This window comes from Sporosarcina ureae (assembly GCF_002109325.1).
Lineage (GTDB): Bacteria > Bacillota > Bacilli > Bacillales_A > Planococcaceae > Sporosarcina > Sporosarcina ureae_C.
In genome coordinates, this window is sequence record NZ_CP015348.1 from 3,016,803 (window position 1) to 3,034,319 (window position 17,517).

Sequence of the window (17,517 nt, forward strand, 5' to 3'; positions counted from 1 at the left end):
GGAGTCGCCGCCTTCCACTTACGATCAACTGGTGTCTTTTTCAAAACGTAGAACTATGATGCATTATTTTTTGAAAAAAGATAGAAAAGAAACCTGTAATAGCAGGAATTCTCTTCTATCTTAATTAGTTTGAAATTTATATCTAGACAATACTTTATTTTCTTAGTTTACGGACCAAGTCTTCATCCGGTGTAACGAATACGGTTTTTTGTTCGAAGTAGATGACGAATCCGGGTTTTGCGCCGGATGGTTTTTTGACGTGCCGGATTCCTGTGTAGTCTACTGGAACAGATGACGACTCGCGTGCTTTACTGAAGTAAGCGGATAGTGCGGCTGCTTCTTCGATTGTTTGAGCATCTGGGTCGGTGTCGTGTATGACGACGTGAGAGCCAGGTATGTCTTTTGTGTGTAGCCATATGTGATCGCGTGCTGCTAGTTTAAATGTTAGGTAGTCATTTTGTTTATTGTTTTTTCCGACTGAGATTGGAATGCCTGTGGAAGAAATGAAAGCTTCTGGTTTTGGTTTTTTCAGTTTTGCTTTCTTTTTGCTTCTACGGGCACGCATAAATCCGAGTTCTATTAGTTCTTGACGTATTTCTTCTATATCGATTGGGGAAGCTTGGTAAACTTGCTGTTTTACCATTTCAAAGTATTCAATATCGTCTTTAGTCTTTTCAAGTTGTTCCGCAATCCGAATTAGTGCAGTTTTTGCTTTGGCATAACGGGAGAAAAAGCGTTGTGCGTTATCGATTGGTGATTTTCTTGGATCTAGCGGAATTGTGACAGTTGTACCTTGTTCGTAGTAATTTTCTACCGTCACTTCTTTATCACCTTTATGCAACTTATAGCTGTTTGCAGTTAACAACTCACCGTATAGTTTTAACGTGTCCAAATCTTGTGCCGTTTCTTGCTCTTTTTGAAGCTTCTTTGTTTTGTTTTCTAGCTTTGCAATTTCATTCGATAACCAGCGTTCGAGGTCAATAGCTTGTGACTTCACACGTTCGCGTTCGGCTCTGGCAAAATATACTTTATCCAGCAAATCGCCCAGTGTAGAGAATGTTTGCGTTGTTCCTTCTGTATGTGTTAATTCAATGGCTGAGAATAAAGTTTTTTTGTCGTTTTCCACGACTGTCGACTTCATAGTATCTACATGGAAGCTATTGAGAAACTCGCGCCAAATAGTAAAGGAAGGCTCGTTTTGCTTTACGCGGTACAATAATTCAGCCGCAGTTAAAGGAGAGAAGCCCGCAAATTGTTTCACGATGTCTTTTGGTTCGTGAAACGCTCCAACAAGTGTATTAAATTCTGTTTCTGTTACTTCAAACGGATCTAGTTTATCTTGTGGAGGTGCAGGAATATAGGGCTGTCCAGGTAAAACTGTACGATAACTATTAACAGAAGGCGGCAAGTGCTTCATACTGTCGATAATCATATCGCGTGAAGCATCAAGTAAAATTAGATTACTATGTCGCCCCATAATCTCAATAACTAACTTTCGCTCGATCTGGTCACCTAATTCATTTCTCGCTTGCACACTTATATTCACAATTCGGTCATTCTCATGTTGTTCAATTGACGTAATCATCCCGCCTTCAAGCTGCTTTCGCAACACCATACAAAATAACGGTGGCTCAGGGGGATTCGTCAACACTTCTTCAGTCAACTGCAACCGTGAGAAAGAAGGATGCAAAGATACTAATAATTTATGATTTTTATTATTGGCTCGGATTTGAAAAATAATCTCCTGCGAATTCGGCTGATGAATCTTCGAAATCCGACCAGTTTTCAGTTGTTGCAGTTCGCTTACTATTGCTTTCGTAAATAAACCATCAAATGCCATACGGATTCCTCTTTCATTTCGTTTTGTTCCATTTTAGCACTCATCGTATGATTATGGTATAATATGAACAGATTGCACACATGGGCCTACGTAGTCTAACTAGACAAATCTTTATGAATTGTTCTTTCGATTCTAAATGTATGTATATGATATCTAGTTGATTGTAGTGGAAAGCGTCCCACCTGGAAGGGAAATCAACGGGGCTATCTACTTTAATTATCGTATGTATAGGTTATAATTAGGAATGGCGTGCTAATGAATACATAACAAAGAGGGATTACATGTACAAACATCGTGGACTACTAATTGTCCTTTCTGGTCCATCCGGCGTCGGAAAAGGAACTGTTCGGAAAGAACTATTCTCAAGCCCGGACACCAATTACGAATATTCCATCTCCATGACCACAAGAAACCCGCGTGAAGGGGAGGTCGACGGTGTCGACTACTTCTTCCGTTCAAAAGAAGTCTTTGAAAAAATGATTGAAGAAGGAAAACTTCTCGAATACGCAGAATATGTAGGGAACTACTACGGAACACCACTCGACTATGTCAACGCAACATTAGACGCTGGTCGTGACGTTTTCCTAGAAATTGAAGTAGTCGGCGCAGCACAAGTACGTGAAAAAGTACCGAACGGTCTGTTTATTTTCTTGGCACCTCCAAGTTTAAGTGACCTAGAAAGTCGTTTGATTGGTAGAGGTACAGAAGCATCCGATATTATTGCAGACCGTGTATTAAAAGCAAGGGAAGAACTCGAAATGATGCACCTGTACGATTATGTAGTAGAGAACGACGAGGTCTCCAAAGCATGTGATCGGGTCAATGCGATTGTTACGGCAGAGCATTGTAGAAGAGAACGTGTGGAACAGAGATACTTACAGATGTTGGAGGGAGAATAAACTATGTTATATCCATCAGTTGATTCACTAAAGGGAAAAGTAGATTCTAAATACACGCTAGTCACACTTGCAGCTAAGCGAGCACGTGAACTACAGGAAAAAGAAAATGAATTACTTCACTCATACCGTTCGGTGAAAAGTGTGGGCAGAGCACTTGAAGAAGTAGCCGCAGGCGTTTTGATCAATGAAGCAGCAGATGAATCAATCATTTATGAAGATGAAGTTTGATTTGAAATAAAAAACAACTCCCTAAGAATTCAATCGTTCTCAGGGAGTTTATTATTTTCGGAAAGGAAATGAGTTTCATGAAGATAGATAATAAAAATATTTTACTCTGCGTAACAGGTGGTATTGCAGTATATAAAGCCGTTGCGCTAGTCAGTAAATTATCCCAAGCTGGAGCTAATGTAAAAGTCGTCATGACGGATTCAGCAAAAGAATTTGTTCAACCATTATCCTTTCAAGTGATGTCACGCAATGATGTATATTTTGATACATTTGATGAAAAAGACTCTCGTGTCATTGCACATATCGATTTAGCGGACTGGGCCGATTTAGTAGTTGTAGCACCTGCCACCGCTAACGTAATTGGTAAGCTTGCAAACGGAATTGCAGACGATATGGTAACGACTATTTTACTAGCAACAGAAGCAGACGTGTGGATTGCACCTGCTATGAATGTACATATGTATGCCCACCCTGCTGTTATGCGTAATATTGACCAATTACATGCGGATGGCTATCAATTTATCGAACCTTCAGAAGGTTTTTTAGCTTGCGGTTATGTAGGCAAGGGTCGCTTAGAAGAACCTGAAAAAATTACTGAATTAATTTGCAATCACTTTAATGGAGTTACTTATCAGCCTTTGCACGGCAAAAAAGTGGTCATTACAGCTGGACCGACTCGTGAACGTATAGATCCCGTCCGCTATGTATCCAATTTTTCAAGTGGCAAGATGGGCTACGCAATGGCGGAAGCTGCACAAAAACTAGGTGCTACGACTGTGCTGATTTCAGGACCAGTCGAGCTACCGGTTCCGACTGGCGTTCAAGTGATATATGTAGAAAGTGCTGCAGAAATGTTTGATGCTGTAATGAGTCAGTATGATGATGCTTCCATTGTAGTGAAGTCGGCAGCCGTTGCAGATTATCGTCCGAAAAATATACATGGTCAGAAAATGAAGAAAAAAGATGGCGATGATGTACTCGAATTGGAGCGGACAACCGATATTCTGAAAACGTTAGGACAGCGGAAAGAAAATCAATTATTAGTCGGCTTTGCTGCTGAAACTACAGATGTGGTAGCCTACGGTCAAAAGAAATTGGAGTCTAAAAATCTGGATTACATTATTGTCAATGATGTGACTGACCCAGACGGCGGTTTCGGTAGTGACACGAATGTTGTGACATTACTTTCTAGAGAAGGAGAAGCAATCCCTTTTTCAGCCATGCCAAAAGATCAATTAGCCGAACGGTTATTTGAAACGATTATTCAGCAAGAAAGTAGTAAGCTGCATGATCGCTGAAGTCATTGTGGATGTAGCAGCCTATCCAATCGACCGTCCATTTGATTACGCAGTTCCTGTTGAGTGGGAACATGTGATGGAACCAGGCTTACGGGTTAAAGTTCCTTTTGGTCCGCGGAAAGTTGCGGGCTATGTTACAGCGATCAAAGAAGAAAGCGAGCTGGATAGTAACAAGATAAAACCACTAGCCGAAATTATAGATTTAGAACCGGTGTTATCTGCAGAGTTATTGGTACTGTCGAAGTGGATGGCAACGGAAACGATCGCTTATGAAATCGATGCACTGCAAGTAATGTTACCCGCTGCTATGCGTGCTAAATATGAAAAGATTATGACCGTCATCAAACCGGATGAACTCAACGAATCATTTCGCACATTTTTAGGTAACCGCCAGCAAGTGACGTTAAAAGCAATTCAAGATGCTAATTTATTAAATGAAGTAAAGAAGTATAACGAACAGGGAATTGTTGAAATCGATACAGCGATCCAACAGAAAACTAAGATGAAAAAAGTACGTATGATTCATATACCGGATGCCACTCGATTAGAAATTGCATTGGAAGAAACGCATCCAAATGCTAAGAAACAACGTGAACTACTCAGTTGGTTATTGCTTCATCCGACAGAATCAGTAGAGGCGAGTAAGCTCCTCAATGAATCAGGTGTAGCATCGAGTGTACTGAAATCACTTGTAGACAAAGAGATAGTCGAGCAATCACAGGTCGAGGTGTATCGTGAGTTAGAATCACCAAAAATGAAGGATAGCGGTAAACCGGAACAGCTAACAGATGAGCAACAAGTTGCGCTTTCTGCTATTGAACTTTCGAGTGATAAGCATATTCAAGAGACGTTTTTACTTCATGGTATTACAGGAAGTGGAAAGACGGAAGTGTATTTGCAGGCCATCGACCATGTGTTAAAACAAGGTAAAGAAGCGATTGTGTTAGTACCTGAAATTGCATTAACTCCTCAAATGACGGCCCGGTTTAAAGGACGATTTGGAGAACTAGTAGCTGTCTTACACAGTGGTTTATCCGCTGGTGAAAAGTATGATGAATGGCGTCGGATTCATCGCGGCGAAGTAAAAGTTGCGATTGGAGCACGTTCAGCGGTATTTGCTCCTTTCACGAATTTGGGATTGTTGATTCTGGATGAAGAACATGAGTCTACGTACAAACAAGAAGAATCGCCAAGGTATCATGCACGAGATGTAGCTATTTGGCGAGCAGAATATTATCAATGTCCTGTTATCTTAGGTAGTGCGACACCTTCACTGGAGTCTTATGCCCGGGCTTCCAAAGGGGTGTATTCATTATTGACCCTTTCAAAACGTGCGAAGAATCAAGCGTTGCCGAGTGTTGAAGTGGTAGATATGCGTGAAGAGCTTAAAGCAGGAAATCGCTCTATGTTTTCTATTGCACTCGCTGAAGGCATTCGCGAACGATTGGCACGCAAAGAACAAATTGTTCTGCTGTTAAATAAACGTGGCTTTTCGAGTTTTGTTCTCTGTCGTGATTGCGGAACGGTTGTTGAATGCCCAAACTGCGACATTTCATTAACCTACCATCGTGCAAGTGAAAGTCTGAAATGTCACTATTGTGGTCATGAAGAACGGGTACCTCTTGAATGTCCTGAATGCACAAGCGAGCATATTCGATTCTTTGGGACGGGAACGCAAAAAGCACAAGAGGAACTATATAAATTAGTACCTGAAGCACGCGTTATTCGGATGGATATTGATACGACAAATACTAAAGGTGCTCATGAGCGTTTGTTGCATGATTTTGGTGAAGGAAAAGCAGACATTTTACTTGGTACTCAAATGATTGCCAAAGGGCTTGATTTTCCACGCATCACTCTTGTAGGTGTATTGGCTGCGGATACATCTCTCCATTTAGCCGACTTTCGGGCTGCTGAGAAGACATTCCAGCTTTTAACACAAGTGAGTGGTAGGGCAGGACGTGATCAGTTACCGGGTGAAGTGGTCATTCAGACATATGACCCTGAGCATTATGCGATTGAGTTATCTAAGACACAGAATTACGTGCCTTTTTATGATATGGAGATGGATAGAAGACGATTGCTTGGCTATCCACCCTACTATTATGTGACGGTTGTACAGTTCAGTCATGAAGATGTATTAAAAGCTGCAGACTATGCACATAAAGGCACTGCATTTATGGCGGAGCGTCTATCACAAGGAACGGTCATCATTGGACCGACAGCTGCGGCGATCAGTCGCCTCAACAATAGATATCGTTACCAAAGTTTGATAAAATACAAACAAGAACCTGCTTTAATTCCGGTTCTGCAACAACTTTTGAAACACTACAAAACAAGTTGGGCAAAAGACGGCTTGGTTATGTCGATTAACCGTGAACCAACATCGATCTTTTAACCTTTCGATGAAGAAATGAGGAAATTATTTTGACTATATTAGAAATCGTTAGGCATCCATCACCTATCCTGACGACTCCATGCGAGGAAGTTACTGTATTTGATGAAAAACTGGGTGTTTTACTAGATGATATGTATGAAACAATGGTAGAGCATGACGGTGTGGGAATAGCAGCTCCACAAGTGGGTAAGTCTATTCGTGTAGCCATTGTAGACTTCGATGAAGAACAAGAAATTATCGAAATGATCAATCCTGTCGTTACGGCAATTGGAGGATCTGAAGTAGAAGTCGAGGGGTGCTTAAGTTTCCCAGGACTATTCGGAGAAGTAGAGCGTCCTTTCCATGTGAAAATTGAAGCACAAGAACGGGACGGCAGTTTATATGAATTAGAAGCAGAAGGCTACGAAGCGCGAGCAATCTTACATGAAATCGACCATTTGAATGGCATTCTATTCGATAAAAAGATTACACGCGTAGTGGATCCATCTGAATTTGAAGACGAAGATGAAGATGAAGAGGAGGGTGACGAATGACGAAAATCATTTTCATGGGAACTCCTGAATTTTCTGTAGGTGTGTTGACGATGCTACATAATGAAGAATATGAAATTCTCGCTGTCGTGACACAACCAGATCGTCCAGTAGGTCGCAAGCGCGTATTGACACCACCTCCCGTAAAGGAAGAAGCAGTACGCTTAGGATTGCCTGTTATTCAGCCAGAAAAGCTAAAAGGTTCTGCGGAGTTACAGGAAATTCTCGAACTCCAACCAGATTTGATTGTGACGGCTGCATTCGGTCAATTGCTTCCGAATGAACTGCTCGAAGCACCAAAACTTGGTTGTATAAATGTTCATGCTTCTTTATTACCTAACTATCGTGGTGGTGCACCCATTCATCAGGCAGTCATGGATGGTCAGAAAGAAACAGGCGTTACGATCATGTATATGGCGGAGAAATTGGATGCGGGGGATATCATTTCGCAAGTCATTACACCAATTGAAGAGACCGACGATACAGGGACGATGTTTACAAAGCTTTCTAAAGCAGGTACTTCATTATTAAAAGAAACATTACCTTCCATCCTTGCTGGTACAAATGAGCGTATAGTACAGGATGAGACGCAAGTGACATTTGCAAGAAATATCTCAAGAGAACAAGAGCGAATTGATTGGACAAGTTCAGCACGTTCGATATATAACCAAGTACGCGGGTTACATCCGTGGCCAGTCGCTTATACAAAGTTTGCCGGTGATCAAGTGAAGATTTGGTGGACTCAGCTGGAGGAACAATTATCTGATGCAACGCCTGGAGAAATCGTCGGTCTGGAAAAAGATCGTATTATAGTACAAACAGGTGAAGGCACTATAGCCATTACAGACTTACAACCAGCAGGTAAAAAACGAATGACAGCCACCGTGTTCTTAAATGGAATCGGATCAAAATGGCAAGTGGGAGACAAATTTGAATGACAAATTATAAAAAGAAGATTTGGCGAGGCAATGTACGCGATGCAGCATTATCGATGTTAATGCAAATTGAAGAAGAGCAAGCTTACAGTAATTTATTGCTCCATAAAACGATTGAAATCTATGATCTTCAATCAAAAGACCGTGCATTATTGACAGAGTTAACATATGGTACGTTACAGCAGCAAATGACGCTTGATTATTATTTAGCACCGTTTGTGAGAGGGAAATTACAGCCATGGGTTCGGCAGTTACTTCGTCTGTCTGTCTATCAAATCATTTATCTCTCCAAAATACCTGAGCACGCGATTGTTAACGAGGCAGTAAAAATTGCCAATAAGCGAGGCCATAAAGGAGTTTCGTCCATGGTGAACGGTATTCTTCGCTCAATCTACCGTGAAGGTGTACCTTCATTAGATGAAATTGAAGATCCTATTACTCGTTTGTCAATCGAGACTAGTCACCCGGAGTGGTTGATCCGAAGATGGATTGAGCAATACGGTATGGAAGAAGCTACCGCAGCGGCAGTAGTCAATAATCAACCACCTATTACAACAGCTCGAATCAATAGAACCAAAACGAATATTGGTGAAGTCATCGGCCTACTAAAAAAAGAAGGCATTACTGCAATAGCGGGTACTCTTTCAGATAGTAGTATCCAAGTGGAGTCAGGAAATTTGGCTTCTACAGAAGTATTCAAACAAGGGTTGTTGACGATTCAAGATGAGAGCTCTATGCTTCCTGCCATTGCATTGCAAGTAGAACCGGGTATGCGCGTATTGGATATGTGTGCTGCTCCAGGAGGTAAAACTACTCATATAGCAGAGCGTATGAAAGATGAAGGGGAAATTCAGGCACATGATCTGCATGCACATAAATTACGTTTAATTGAGCAAAATGCAGAACGACTTGGGTTGAGTTCCATTCATACAAATAGTGGAGATAGCAGGGAATTATTGAAAACATACGAACCTCAATCTTTTGACCGCGTATTAGTAGATGCGCCATGTAGTGGATTAGGGGTTATTCGTAGAAAGCCTGAAATCAAATACAAAAAAACCATTAAAGATATTGAAAATCTTACAGTCATTCAAAAAGAACTACTTGAAGTTGCTAGTCAACTAGTGAAGAAGGATGGTCTTTTAGTTTATAGTACATGCACAATCGATAAGTCCGAAAACGAAGAGATTGTAAAATGGTTCTTGAAAGAGCAACCAGACTTTGTACTAGTTCCACTTCATATTCTAGAGAATGAAACGAAGAATGGCTACTTACAGATTTTACCTCACGATCATCAAAGTGACGGTTTCTTTGTCGCGACGTTACAAAGAATCAACTAACCAGACCAATTGGAATGGAGGGTAGCCCATGGAGTATGAAATACGCTCTGATACAGGACGGAAACGAACAGTAAATGAAGATGAAGCTGCGGTATTCGTTCATTCTGAAAAACAGACGATACTCGCAGTGGTTGCAGACGGAATGGGTGGTCACAAAGGTGGAGATTACGCCAGTGCCACAGCTGTACGGATGATAGGCGAGCAATTCATGTCCGCTGATAGAGACGTAGTATCGGAGCAGGACTGGGTTGACTTGCTGTATGACACAGTGGTGGATATTAATCAATTTTTATTCACAACTGCTCAAGAAGATGACACCTATAAAGGCATGGGAACTACACTAGATCTTGCATTGATCTTGGACAATCAATGCATCGTCTTTCACGTAGGAGACAGCCGGATTTATCAAGTAACGGGTAAAGCGATTCGTCAAATAACAAAGGATCATTCTTTTGTTAATGTGCTGATTGATAGTGGAGAAATTACGGAACAGGAAGCTGAAGTACATCCGCAACGGAATTGGATTATGAAAGCTGTGGGCTCTGAGAAGTCTATAGTACCTGACCGTTATTCGTTTCCATTACTAGCCCACTCCTTTTTGCTACTTTGCACAGACGGTTTAAGCAATAAAATCGAAAAGGAAACAATGCTTGATATTATGTTGCACGAAAGTTCGTTGGCAGAAAAAGCAGATAAATTTATAGAGCTAGCGAATCATCGCGGTGGTGAAGATAATATTACAGTTATACTACTGGCAATTCCTGAAATCGAGGTGACTCACGTATGATTGGAAAACGAATTGGTAAACGTTACGAAATTATTCGGGTCATCGGTGATGGGGGAATGTCCAGAGTGTATTTGGCGCATGATGTAATACTGGACCGCGATGTAGCGATCAAAGTACTGCATTATGATTTTGCCAATGAAGAAGAGTTGAAAAAACGATTTCAGCGGGAAGCGCTATCCGCGACGAGCCTGACACATTCACATATTGTAAATATCTTTGATGTCGGCCAAGAAGATGAACTCCATTACTTGGTGATGGAATACATAGCCGGCAAAACACTGAAAGACTATATTCATACTCACGGTGCATTGTCGGCAGAACATGCAGTGTCAATTATGCAACAGCTTGTCTCCGCCATATCACATGCGCACCATAATGGCATTGTGCATCGTGATATTAAACCTCAAAACGTGTTAATGAATGGTGAGGACGATGTAAAAATAACAGATTTCGGAATTGCGATGGCTTTAAATTCCACAGCGCATACGAAGACGAACTCTGTAATTGGAACGGTCCATTATTTGTCTCCTGAACAAGCCAGAGGCGGTATGGCTACGAAACGATCTGATATATATTCACTCGGTATCGTATTTTATGAATTACTTACAGGGGAGCTACCTTTTTCTGCAGAGACTGCGGTGGCAATTGCATTGAAGCATTTACAGGAAGAAACGCCATCTGTTCGTGATCAATTTCCTGACATCCCTCAGAGCGTAGAAAACGTTATTTTAAAAGCTACTGCTAAAGATGCAATCTATCGATACGCTACCGCAGATGATATGTATGATGACTTACTAACCGTTTTATCTGCTGATCGATTGGATGAAAGTAAATTCGCCTTGCCTTTTGATGATGATAAAACCATGGCTATTCCTGTAATTAAAGACATCCCGAAATCTGTCGTTGCAGAAGATACTATGAAAATCAATCCAGTACAACCTGAGCCAGTAAGTCCTGTTAAAAAGAAAAAGAAGAAATGGCCATTTATTTTACTCGGTGGTATTCTATTGATTTCTTTACTAGTATTCGTAATGTTTATGTTGATGAAACCTAAAGAAATTATCGTACCTAAAGTAGTAGGGGAAGAAGAACTTGCAGCTACAGAGATACTTGAAAAAGAAGGCTTTGTTATAGATGAACGCTTCGAAGAGACGTCAGATGAATATACTATAGGCCAAGTAACGAAAACAGTACCTGAAGCGGGGAAGAAGCGCAAAGAGGGCGATGGTGTCAAAATATTTGTCAGTACAGGAAAAGATACGATGATTCTGAGTGATTATACAGGACGTAACTTTGAAGCGACTAAACGTTTTTTAGAAGGTTATGGATTTTTGCCAATTGAATTAGTCGAAGTTTATGCTGATGAACCAAAAGGTACAATCATTAGTCAGCAACCTGAAGCTGATCAACCTGTCATTCCTGAAGAAACAGAATTAATCTTCACAGTAAGCAAAGGAAAAGAACTCCAATCATTGGACGATCTATCGGGCATGTCAGCAAAACAGTTGGAGGATTATGCTAAGAGAACTGGATTGAAAATTCATATCGTTAGTGAAGAATCCTCGGAAAAAGTGCCAAAAGGACATGTAGTTTCTCAAAAACCTTCTAAAGGTGAAAAAATGGAAAAGGGACAAAGAGTGGATGTCGTGGTGTCAAAAGGACCTGCTTCTAAGCCTGTCAAATTATTGGTGAAAACTATTACCATCCCATATGAGTCCCCTGAAGAACCAATAGAAGAGGATAGTACAGACGGTGAAATAGATACCGATAACAATCCCCAAACAAAACCTGAGCCCGAACTAATTCCGCAAAAAATTCAAATATATATACAAGATCGTACACACACAATGAATGATCCAATAGAAGAATTTGAAATTACGGAAGATACAACGCGCAAGGTTACCATTGAACTTCAAGAAGGTGATCGTGGTGGATATAAAATCATGCGAGATCAAACAGTTATTGAAGAAAATAAGTATGACTATAAAGATTTAGAATAGAGGAGGAGTTCGATGGCAGAAGGCCAGATTCGAAAAGCTATCAGTGGTTTTTATTATGTAGAGCATAATGGTGAATTGATTCAATGTAAAAGTCGCGGAGTTTTTCGACTGAAGAAAATTAATCCGTTGGTAGGAGATTTTGTTACGTATGTACCGGATGGAGACAATGATGCGACGATTACGGAAGTTCATCCGAGAAAAAGCGAATTAGTCAGACCACCAATTGCGAACGTAGATCAAGCTCTTCTTGTTTTTTCAGTTGTTGAACCCGATATGAGTCTCCGTTTACTTGATCGTTTCTTGACAGTTATTGAATCTCATCAGTTGGAACCAATTTTGTATATTTCCAAAGAAGATATCGCGACCACGAAAAAGCTGGAAGACAATGAAGTGAATCTAGCTTATTATCAAAAAATAGGGTATACCATCTTGCGTAATATCGATCATGAAGATTCTTTACTTGAAACGCTTCGCCCGTATTTTAGTGGCAAAACTACTGTACTCGCCGGCCAGTCAGGAGTGGGGAAATCTACATTATTAAATACGATTTTACCCGAATTGCAATTAAAAACAGGTGTTATATCTGATGCGCTTGGCCGTGGTAAACATACTACGCGCCACGTAGAGTTACTTGAAGTAGCCGATGGGTTGGTCGCCGATACGCCTGGATTCAGTTCGTTAGATTTTGAACATATCGAAAAAGAAGAGCTTAGAGACTATTTTGTGGAGATTTCAGAAGCCGGTGAAAGCTGTAAATTCAGAGGCTGCCTTCATATGAAAGAACCTGGCTGCGCAGTGAAAGCGCAGGTAGAGCAAGGAATAATTTCTGAAGGTCGGTATAAAAATTACATGTTATTTTTGCAAGAAATAATGGATAGAAAGCCGAGGTACTAAGTATGATAAAAATTGCACCGTCTATTTTAGCAGCAAACTTTGCAAAACTTGGAGAAGAAGTGAAGGAAGTAGAGAAAGCAGGAGCAGAACTGATTCACATCGATGTAATGGATGGACATTTTGTTCCGAATATTACAATGGGACCGATTGTGGTTGAAGCGTTGCGTCCATTGACTGAATTACCGCTTGATGTCCATTTGATGATCGAGAATCCTGACGCCTATATCGAGGACTTTGCGAAAGCAGGTGCTGATTATATTACGGTACACGTAGAAGCTTGCCCTCACTTGCATAGAACTTTGCAGTTGATCAAATCGACGGGTGTGAAACCAGGTGTCGTATTGAATCCGCATACGCCAATTGAGCAAATCATGCATGTCCTAGAAGATATTGACATGGTATTGTTCATGACGGTTAATCCAGGTTTTGGCGGTCAGTCGTTTATCCATTCCGTTCTACCCAAAGTGAAGCAACTCGCTGAACTCATTAAAGAGCGCAATCTCTCCATTGAAATTGAGATCGATGGTGGAATTAACGAAGAAACTATTAAGCCTTGCGTAGAGGCTGGTGCAACAATATTTGTAGCGGGATCTGCAATTTATAGTAAAGAAGATCGTGCTAAAGCGCTTCAAGCTATTAAGTCTGCAGGCGAGAGTGTGATGGCAAAATGAAATACGCCATCGTGTGTGCAGCAGGTCCTATAGAAGAAGTGGTCGACTTAGCTGAATACGATCAAGAAGATACGGTATATATCGGTGTAGACCGTGGTGCATTGTATTTATTGGAAAAAGGGATTCAGCCCACTGAAGCGGTTGGTGATTTTGACTCTGTAACAGAAGAACAGTTTGAAAAGATCAATTCGAATGTAGAAATTGTCCATCGTGCTAATGAAGATAAAGATGAGACAGATACGGAACTTGCTGTGCAACGAGCGCTTTCATATGAACCAGATTATATTATTTTAACAGGCGTGACGGGTGGTCGTTTGGATCACTTACAGTCCGCATTGCACTTATTGTATCGCATGCAATCGGAAAATCGTAAAGTGAAATTCAAAATACACAATACCACAAATGATATTCGTGTCATGCTTCCTGGCGTGAGACGTGTAAAGAAGGATTTACGCTATCCTTATACATCCTTTTTCTCGTTCGGCCCCGTCGTGACAGGGCTGACGTTGACAGGATTCAAATATGAAACGGTGAATGAACGATTGGAAATCGGTGTTACTCGCTTTACGAGTAATGAAACAGTGGCGGATGTTTGTACTATCTCTTTCCGTGAGGGCATATGCTTAATGGTAAGGAGTTCAGATTCCTGAAAGGAGTTGGGGATTTGCGAGTATATACATTCACATTGCCGAAGTTTGTCAGTAACATTGTGAGAAAGTGCGCAGTAGCTTTCCAAAAGGACAGCCGTACTAAATCAACCGTTGCTGCCAATCCAAAAGCCGCCAAGACAAAAAAACGCAAAAAAGAAAAATCACAAAGCGCCTAAGTGGTGCTTTGTGTTTTTTTTTTTTTTTTGTAAAGGCAAGAAAGCGCCTTTATGGCAATTCCTTCAACATCTGTCGAGGCTACCAAGGCGCTTTCAGCTTTAAATCATATCTAGCTTCAGACGGCAACCGCTCGGGACACTTCAGGCTAGAAGATAAAGGCAAAACCCGCCTTTATTTTCTAGCCCTCCAGTGCCTGTCGCGGCTAAACGCCGTCTTCAGCTTTTAATTATATCCAGCTTCAAGCGCCAGCCTCTCGGAATGTTTCGAAATTGCCATAAAGGCAAAAAAGCGCCTTTATGGCAATTCCTCCAACATCTGTCGAGGCTACCAAGGCGCTTTCAGCTTTTAATTATACTCGTTGTACTTTGCCTGATTTAAGAGCTCTTGCAGAGACCCAAACGCGTTTAGGTTTGCCGTCTATTAGGATTCTAACTTTTTGAAGGTTAGCGCCCCAAGTGCGCTTGCTAGAGTTCAGAGCGTGTGAACGAGAGTTACCAGCACGAGCTTTTCGTCCAGTTATAACACATTGTTTAGCCATTTTAGTTCCTCCTCGTGAATTATTTAGCGATTCACGTTACAATTCGCATACTATAGTACTTTATCATAAGCGTTGAATCGATGCAACAATTTATTTTGATACTTTCAAGGTTTTTTCCTTTACACTATCTTTTAATGGTTTCAATACTTTCATTCTTGATGAATTACCGTATAATGTACGTATGATGTATCTAGGGATGGGGAGGAGAAGAGGAATGTCAATCGAACTTAAAAATGAGCATGGAACGATAGATATTACGAATGATGTAATTGCACAAGTAGTCGGTGAGGCTGCGGTCGAGTGTTATGGAATTGTGGGGATGGCTTCCCAACACCAAATTCGCGATGGGCTTACGGAAATCCTCCGCAAAGAAAACTTTTCTCGTGGCGTGATTGTGCGTAACGAAGGTGATGCATTCCATATTGATATCTACGTCATTATGAGCTATGGCACAAAAATTACTGAAGTAGCCTATCAAGTACAATCAAAAGTGCAATATATAGTGAAAACGACGTTGGGACTATCAGTGAGTTCTATAAATATTTTTGTTCAGGGTGTTCGTGTAACGAACGTGTAAAAGGAGGCCTTCAAGTCAATGACTTCAATTAATGGATTGCAATTTGCGAAGATGGTAGAAATGGGTTCGCATCATCTTCATCAAAATGCGGATTATGTGGATTCTTTAAATGTATTCCCGGTGCCAGATGGTGATACGGGAACGAATATGAATTTATCCATGACATCCGGCGCGAAAGAAACAGAAAGAAATGCACAAGAACATATTGGTTTGACTGCACAGGCATTCTCAAAAGGATTGCTTATGGGTGCACGTGGAAATTCAGGTGTGATTTTATCCCAGTTATTCAGAGGATTTAGTAAGCAAATTGAAAAAGAAGCGGAAGTAAACGTCAAACAATTTGCAGAAGCACTGAAGTACGGTGTCGATACAGCTTATAAAGCTGTGATGAAGCCTGTAGAAGGAACTATTTTGACGGTTGCCAAAGATGCTGCCAATGCGGCAGTGGAACATATTGAAGATGCGTCTGATTTAATTGCATTGCTGGAAATCATTGTGGAAGAGGCAAAAGCTTCTTTGAAACGTACACCTGATCTATTGCCTGTTTTGAAAGAAGTTGGCGTAGTAGACAGTGGTGGACAAGGTCTTGTATATGTTTATGAAGGATTTTTGGCATGTCTAAAAGGTGAAGAATTACCTGAAAAGGTAGTTATGCATTCAATGGATGACTTAGTGAATACCGAGCATCATCGTAGTATTCAGGGCTTTATGAACTCAGAGGACATCGAGTTTGGCTATTGTACAGAATTCATGGTCAAACTGGATTCAGATAAGCTTCTAGATCAACCTTTTGACGAAGCTGTATTCCGACAAGACTTAAGCGAACTGGGTGATTCACTACTTGTTATTTCAGATGATGAAGTAGTAAAAGTACATATCCACACAGAGGAACCAGGAGATGCTTTGTCTTACGGACAGAAATATGGTTCGTTAACGAAGATGAAAATCGATAATATGCGTGAACAACATAGCGATATTATGGATCGAGATGAAGTGTCAACACAGAGACCGGCTCAACACAAATATGCAATTGTAACGGTTTCGATGGGTAAAGGAATTGCTGAGCTTCTAAAGAGTATCGGAGCATCTGCAGTAATTGAAGGTGGTCAGACGATGAATCCTTCTACGGAGGATATAGTCAAAGCCATTCAAGAAATTGGTGCGGAGAAAGTATTGATCTTGCCAAACAATAAAAATATTATAATGGCGGCTGAACAAGCGGCTGAAGTATTGGATATTCAAGCGGCGGTTGTGCCGACGACATCCGTACCAGAAGGCCTAGCAGCTATTTTGGCATTCAACCCGGAAGCGACAGTAGAAAAGAATGCTCAAACGATGTTACAAGCATCTTCTTCTATTAAAACCGGACAAGTTACTTACGCGGTTCGTGACACATCGATTGATGGCATAACTATCCATAAAGATGATTTCATGGGACTCGCTCAAGGGAAAATTACTAGCTCTAATCCTTCATTGGAAGATGTGGCGAAGAACTTAATATCTTCCATGATTGATGAGGAAGATGAAATTGTCACGATTATTTATGGTGAAGACGTGACGACTGAAGAAGTGGAAAAAGTCAGTAGCTATATTGAAGAACAATTTGATCATATCGATATAGAATTATATGCTGGAAAACAACCGCTTTATCCATACATTATATCTGTAGAATAAACACATCACGTTGTCCTGTAAGTAGGGCAACGTTTTTATTTTCCTATCTTTTCATGGTAAACTTAAAAGAAGAACATCCGT

The 17,517-nt window shown here is 40.8% G+C and carries 17 protein-coding genes; 15 read left to right on the forward strand and 2 right to left on the reverse strand.

What is annotated here, in order from left to right:
- Positions 1 to 154: 154 nt before the first annotated feature.
- Complete coding sequence (locus SporoP32a_RS14770) at positions 155 to 1,840, reverse strand: Rqc2 family fibronectin-binding protein (RefSeq protein ID WP_085428593.1); 1,686 nt, start codon at positions 1,838 to 1,840, stop codon at positions 155 to 157.
- Positions 1,841 to 2,121: 281 nt separating this feature from the next.
- Here SporoP32a_RS14770 and gmk point away from each other — a divergent pair, with 281 nt between their 5' ends.
- The 13 genes from gmk (at position 2,122) to spoVM (ending at position 14,646) form a co-directional block, all read left to right on the forward strand.
- Positions 2,122 to 2,739 carry a guanylate kinase gene (gene gmk / locus SporoP32a_RS14775; RefSeq protein ID WP_085428594.1) on the forward strand — a complete coding sequence of 206 codons (618 nt, stop codon included), beginning with the start codon at positions 2,122 to 2,124 and terminating at the stop codon, positions 2,737 to 2,739.
- Between the two features lie 3 nt (positions 2,740 to 2,742).
- Positions 2,743 to 2,967, forward strand: a complete 225-nt coding sequence (gene rpoZ, locus SporoP32a_RS14780) for a DNA-directed RNA polymerase subunit omega (protein WP_085428595.1) — start codon at positions 2,743 to 2,745, stop codon at positions 2,965 to 2,967.
- Between the two features lie 77 nt (positions 2,968 to 3,044).
- Positions 3,045 to 4,265 (forward strand): bifunctional phosphopantothenoylcysteine decarboxylase/phosphopantothenate--cysteine ligase CoaBC, encoded by a 1,221-nt coding sequence (gene coaBC, locus SporoP32a_RS14785; protein ID WP_085428596.1) that lies wholly within the window; start codon positions 3,045 to 3,047, stop codon positions 4,263 to 4,265.
- The gene (gene priA, locus SporoP32a_RS14790; RefSeq protein WP_085428597.1) at positions 4,255 to 6,663 is read left to right on the forward strand and encodes a primosomal protein N'; all 2,409 of its coding nucleotides are present in this window, start codon (positions 4,255 to 4,257) and stop codon (positions 6,661 to 6,663) included. The genes coaBC and priA overlap by 11 nt, the downstream gene beginning before the upstream one ends.
- Positions 6,664 to 6,692: 29 nt before the next feature.
- Entirely contained in the window at positions 6,693 to 7,196 is a 504-nt protein-coding gene (gene def, locus SporoP32a_RS14795; protein WP_085428598.1) for a peptide deformylase, read from the forward strand.
- Positions 7,193 to 8,131 carry a methionyl-tRNA formyltransferase gene (gene fmt / locus SporoP32a_RS14800; protein ID WP_085428599.1) on the forward strand — a complete coding sequence of 313 codons (939 nt, stop codon included), beginning with the start codon at positions 7,193 to 7,195 and terminating at the stop codon, positions 8,129 to 8,131. The genes def and fmt overlap by 4 nt, the downstream gene beginning before the upstream one ends.
- The gene (gene rsmB, locus SporoP32a_RS14805) at positions 8,128 to 9,468 is read left to right on the forward strand and encodes a 16S rRNA (cytosine(967)-C(5))-methyltransferase RsmB (protein WP_085428600.1); all 1,341 of its coding nucleotides are present in this window, start codon (positions 8,128 to 8,130) and stop codon (positions 9,466 to 9,468) included. Before fmt ends, rsmB begins: the two co-directional genes overlap by 4 nt.
- Before the next feature lie 28 nt (positions 9,469 to 9,496).
- On the forward strand, positions 9,497 to 10,255 hold the full coding sequence (locus SporoP32a_RS14810) for a Stp1/IreP family PP2C-type Ser/Thr phosphatase (RefSeq protein ID WP_085428601.1): 759 nt from the start codon (positions 9,497 to 9,499) through the stop codon (positions 10,253 to 10,255).
- Positions 10,252 to 12,255: a Stk1 family PASTA domain-containing Ser/Thr kinase gene (gene pknB / locus SporoP32a_RS14815; protein WP_085428602.1), complete on the forward strand. Its 2,004-nt coding sequence runs from the start codon at positions 10,252 to 10,254 to the stop codon at positions 12,253 to 12,255. The genes SporoP32a_RS14810 and pknB overlap by 4 nt, the downstream gene beginning before the upstream one ends.
- A 12-nt stretch (positions 12,256 to 12,267) precedes the next feature.
- Complete coding sequence (gene rsgA, locus SporoP32a_RS14820) at positions 12,268 to 13,149, forward strand: ribosome small subunit-dependent GTPase A (RefSeq protein WP_085428603.1); 882 nt, start codon at positions 12,268 to 12,270, stop codon at positions 13,147 to 13,149.
- Positions 13,150 to 13,151: 2 nt separating this feature from the next.
- Complete coding sequence (gene rpe, locus SporoP32a_RS14825; protein ID WP_085428604.1) at positions 13,152 to 13,820, forward strand: ribulose-phosphate 3-epimerase; 669 nt, start codon at positions 13,152 to 13,154, stop codon at positions 13,818 to 13,820.
- Complete coding sequence (locus SporoP32a_RS14830) at positions 13,817 to 14,470, forward strand: thiamine diphosphokinase (RefSeq protein ID WP_085428605.1); 654 nt, start codon at positions 13,817 to 13,819, stop codon at positions 14,468 to 14,470. The genes rpe and SporoP32a_RS14830 overlap by 4 nt, the downstream gene beginning before the upstream one ends.
- 14 nt (positions 14,471 to 14,484) lie before the next feature.
- Entirely contained in the window at positions 14,485 to 14,646 is a 162-nt protein-coding gene (spoVM, locus tag SporoP32a_RS16955) for a stage V sporulation protein SpoVM (RefSeq protein WP_099638033.1), read from the forward strand.
- A gap of 350 nt (positions 14,647 to 14,996) precedes the next feature.
- On the opposite strand, the gene rpmB is transcribed toward spoVM, so the two are convergent.
- A complete protein-coding gene (gene rpmB / locus SporoP32a_RS14835) occupies positions 14,997 to 15,185 on the reverse strand; it encodes a 50S ribosomal protein L28 (protein WP_085428606.1) in 189 nt (62 codons plus the stop codon).
- A 214-nt stretch (positions 15,186 to 15,399) separates the two neighbouring features.
- Between rpmB and SporoP32a_RS14840 the strand changes: the two genes are divergently transcribed.
- Together SporoP32a_RS14840 and SporoP32a_RS14845 are read left to right on the forward strand one after the other, a co-directional pair.
- Positions 15,400 to 15,762: an Asp23/Gls24 family envelope stress response protein gene (locus SporoP32a_RS14840; protein ID WP_085428607.1), complete on the forward strand. Its 363-nt coding sequence runs from the start codon at positions 15,400 to 15,402 to the stop codon at positions 15,760 to 15,762.
- Between the two features lie 18 nt (positions 15,763 to 15,780).
- The gene (locus SporoP32a_RS14845) at positions 15,781 to 17,436 is read left to right on the forward strand and encodes a DAK2 domain-containing protein (protein ID WP_085428608.1); all 1,656 of its coding nucleotides are present in this window, start codon (positions 15,781 to 15,783) and stop codon (positions 17,434 to 17,436) included.
- Positions 17,437 to 17,517: the final 81 nt, after the last annotated feature.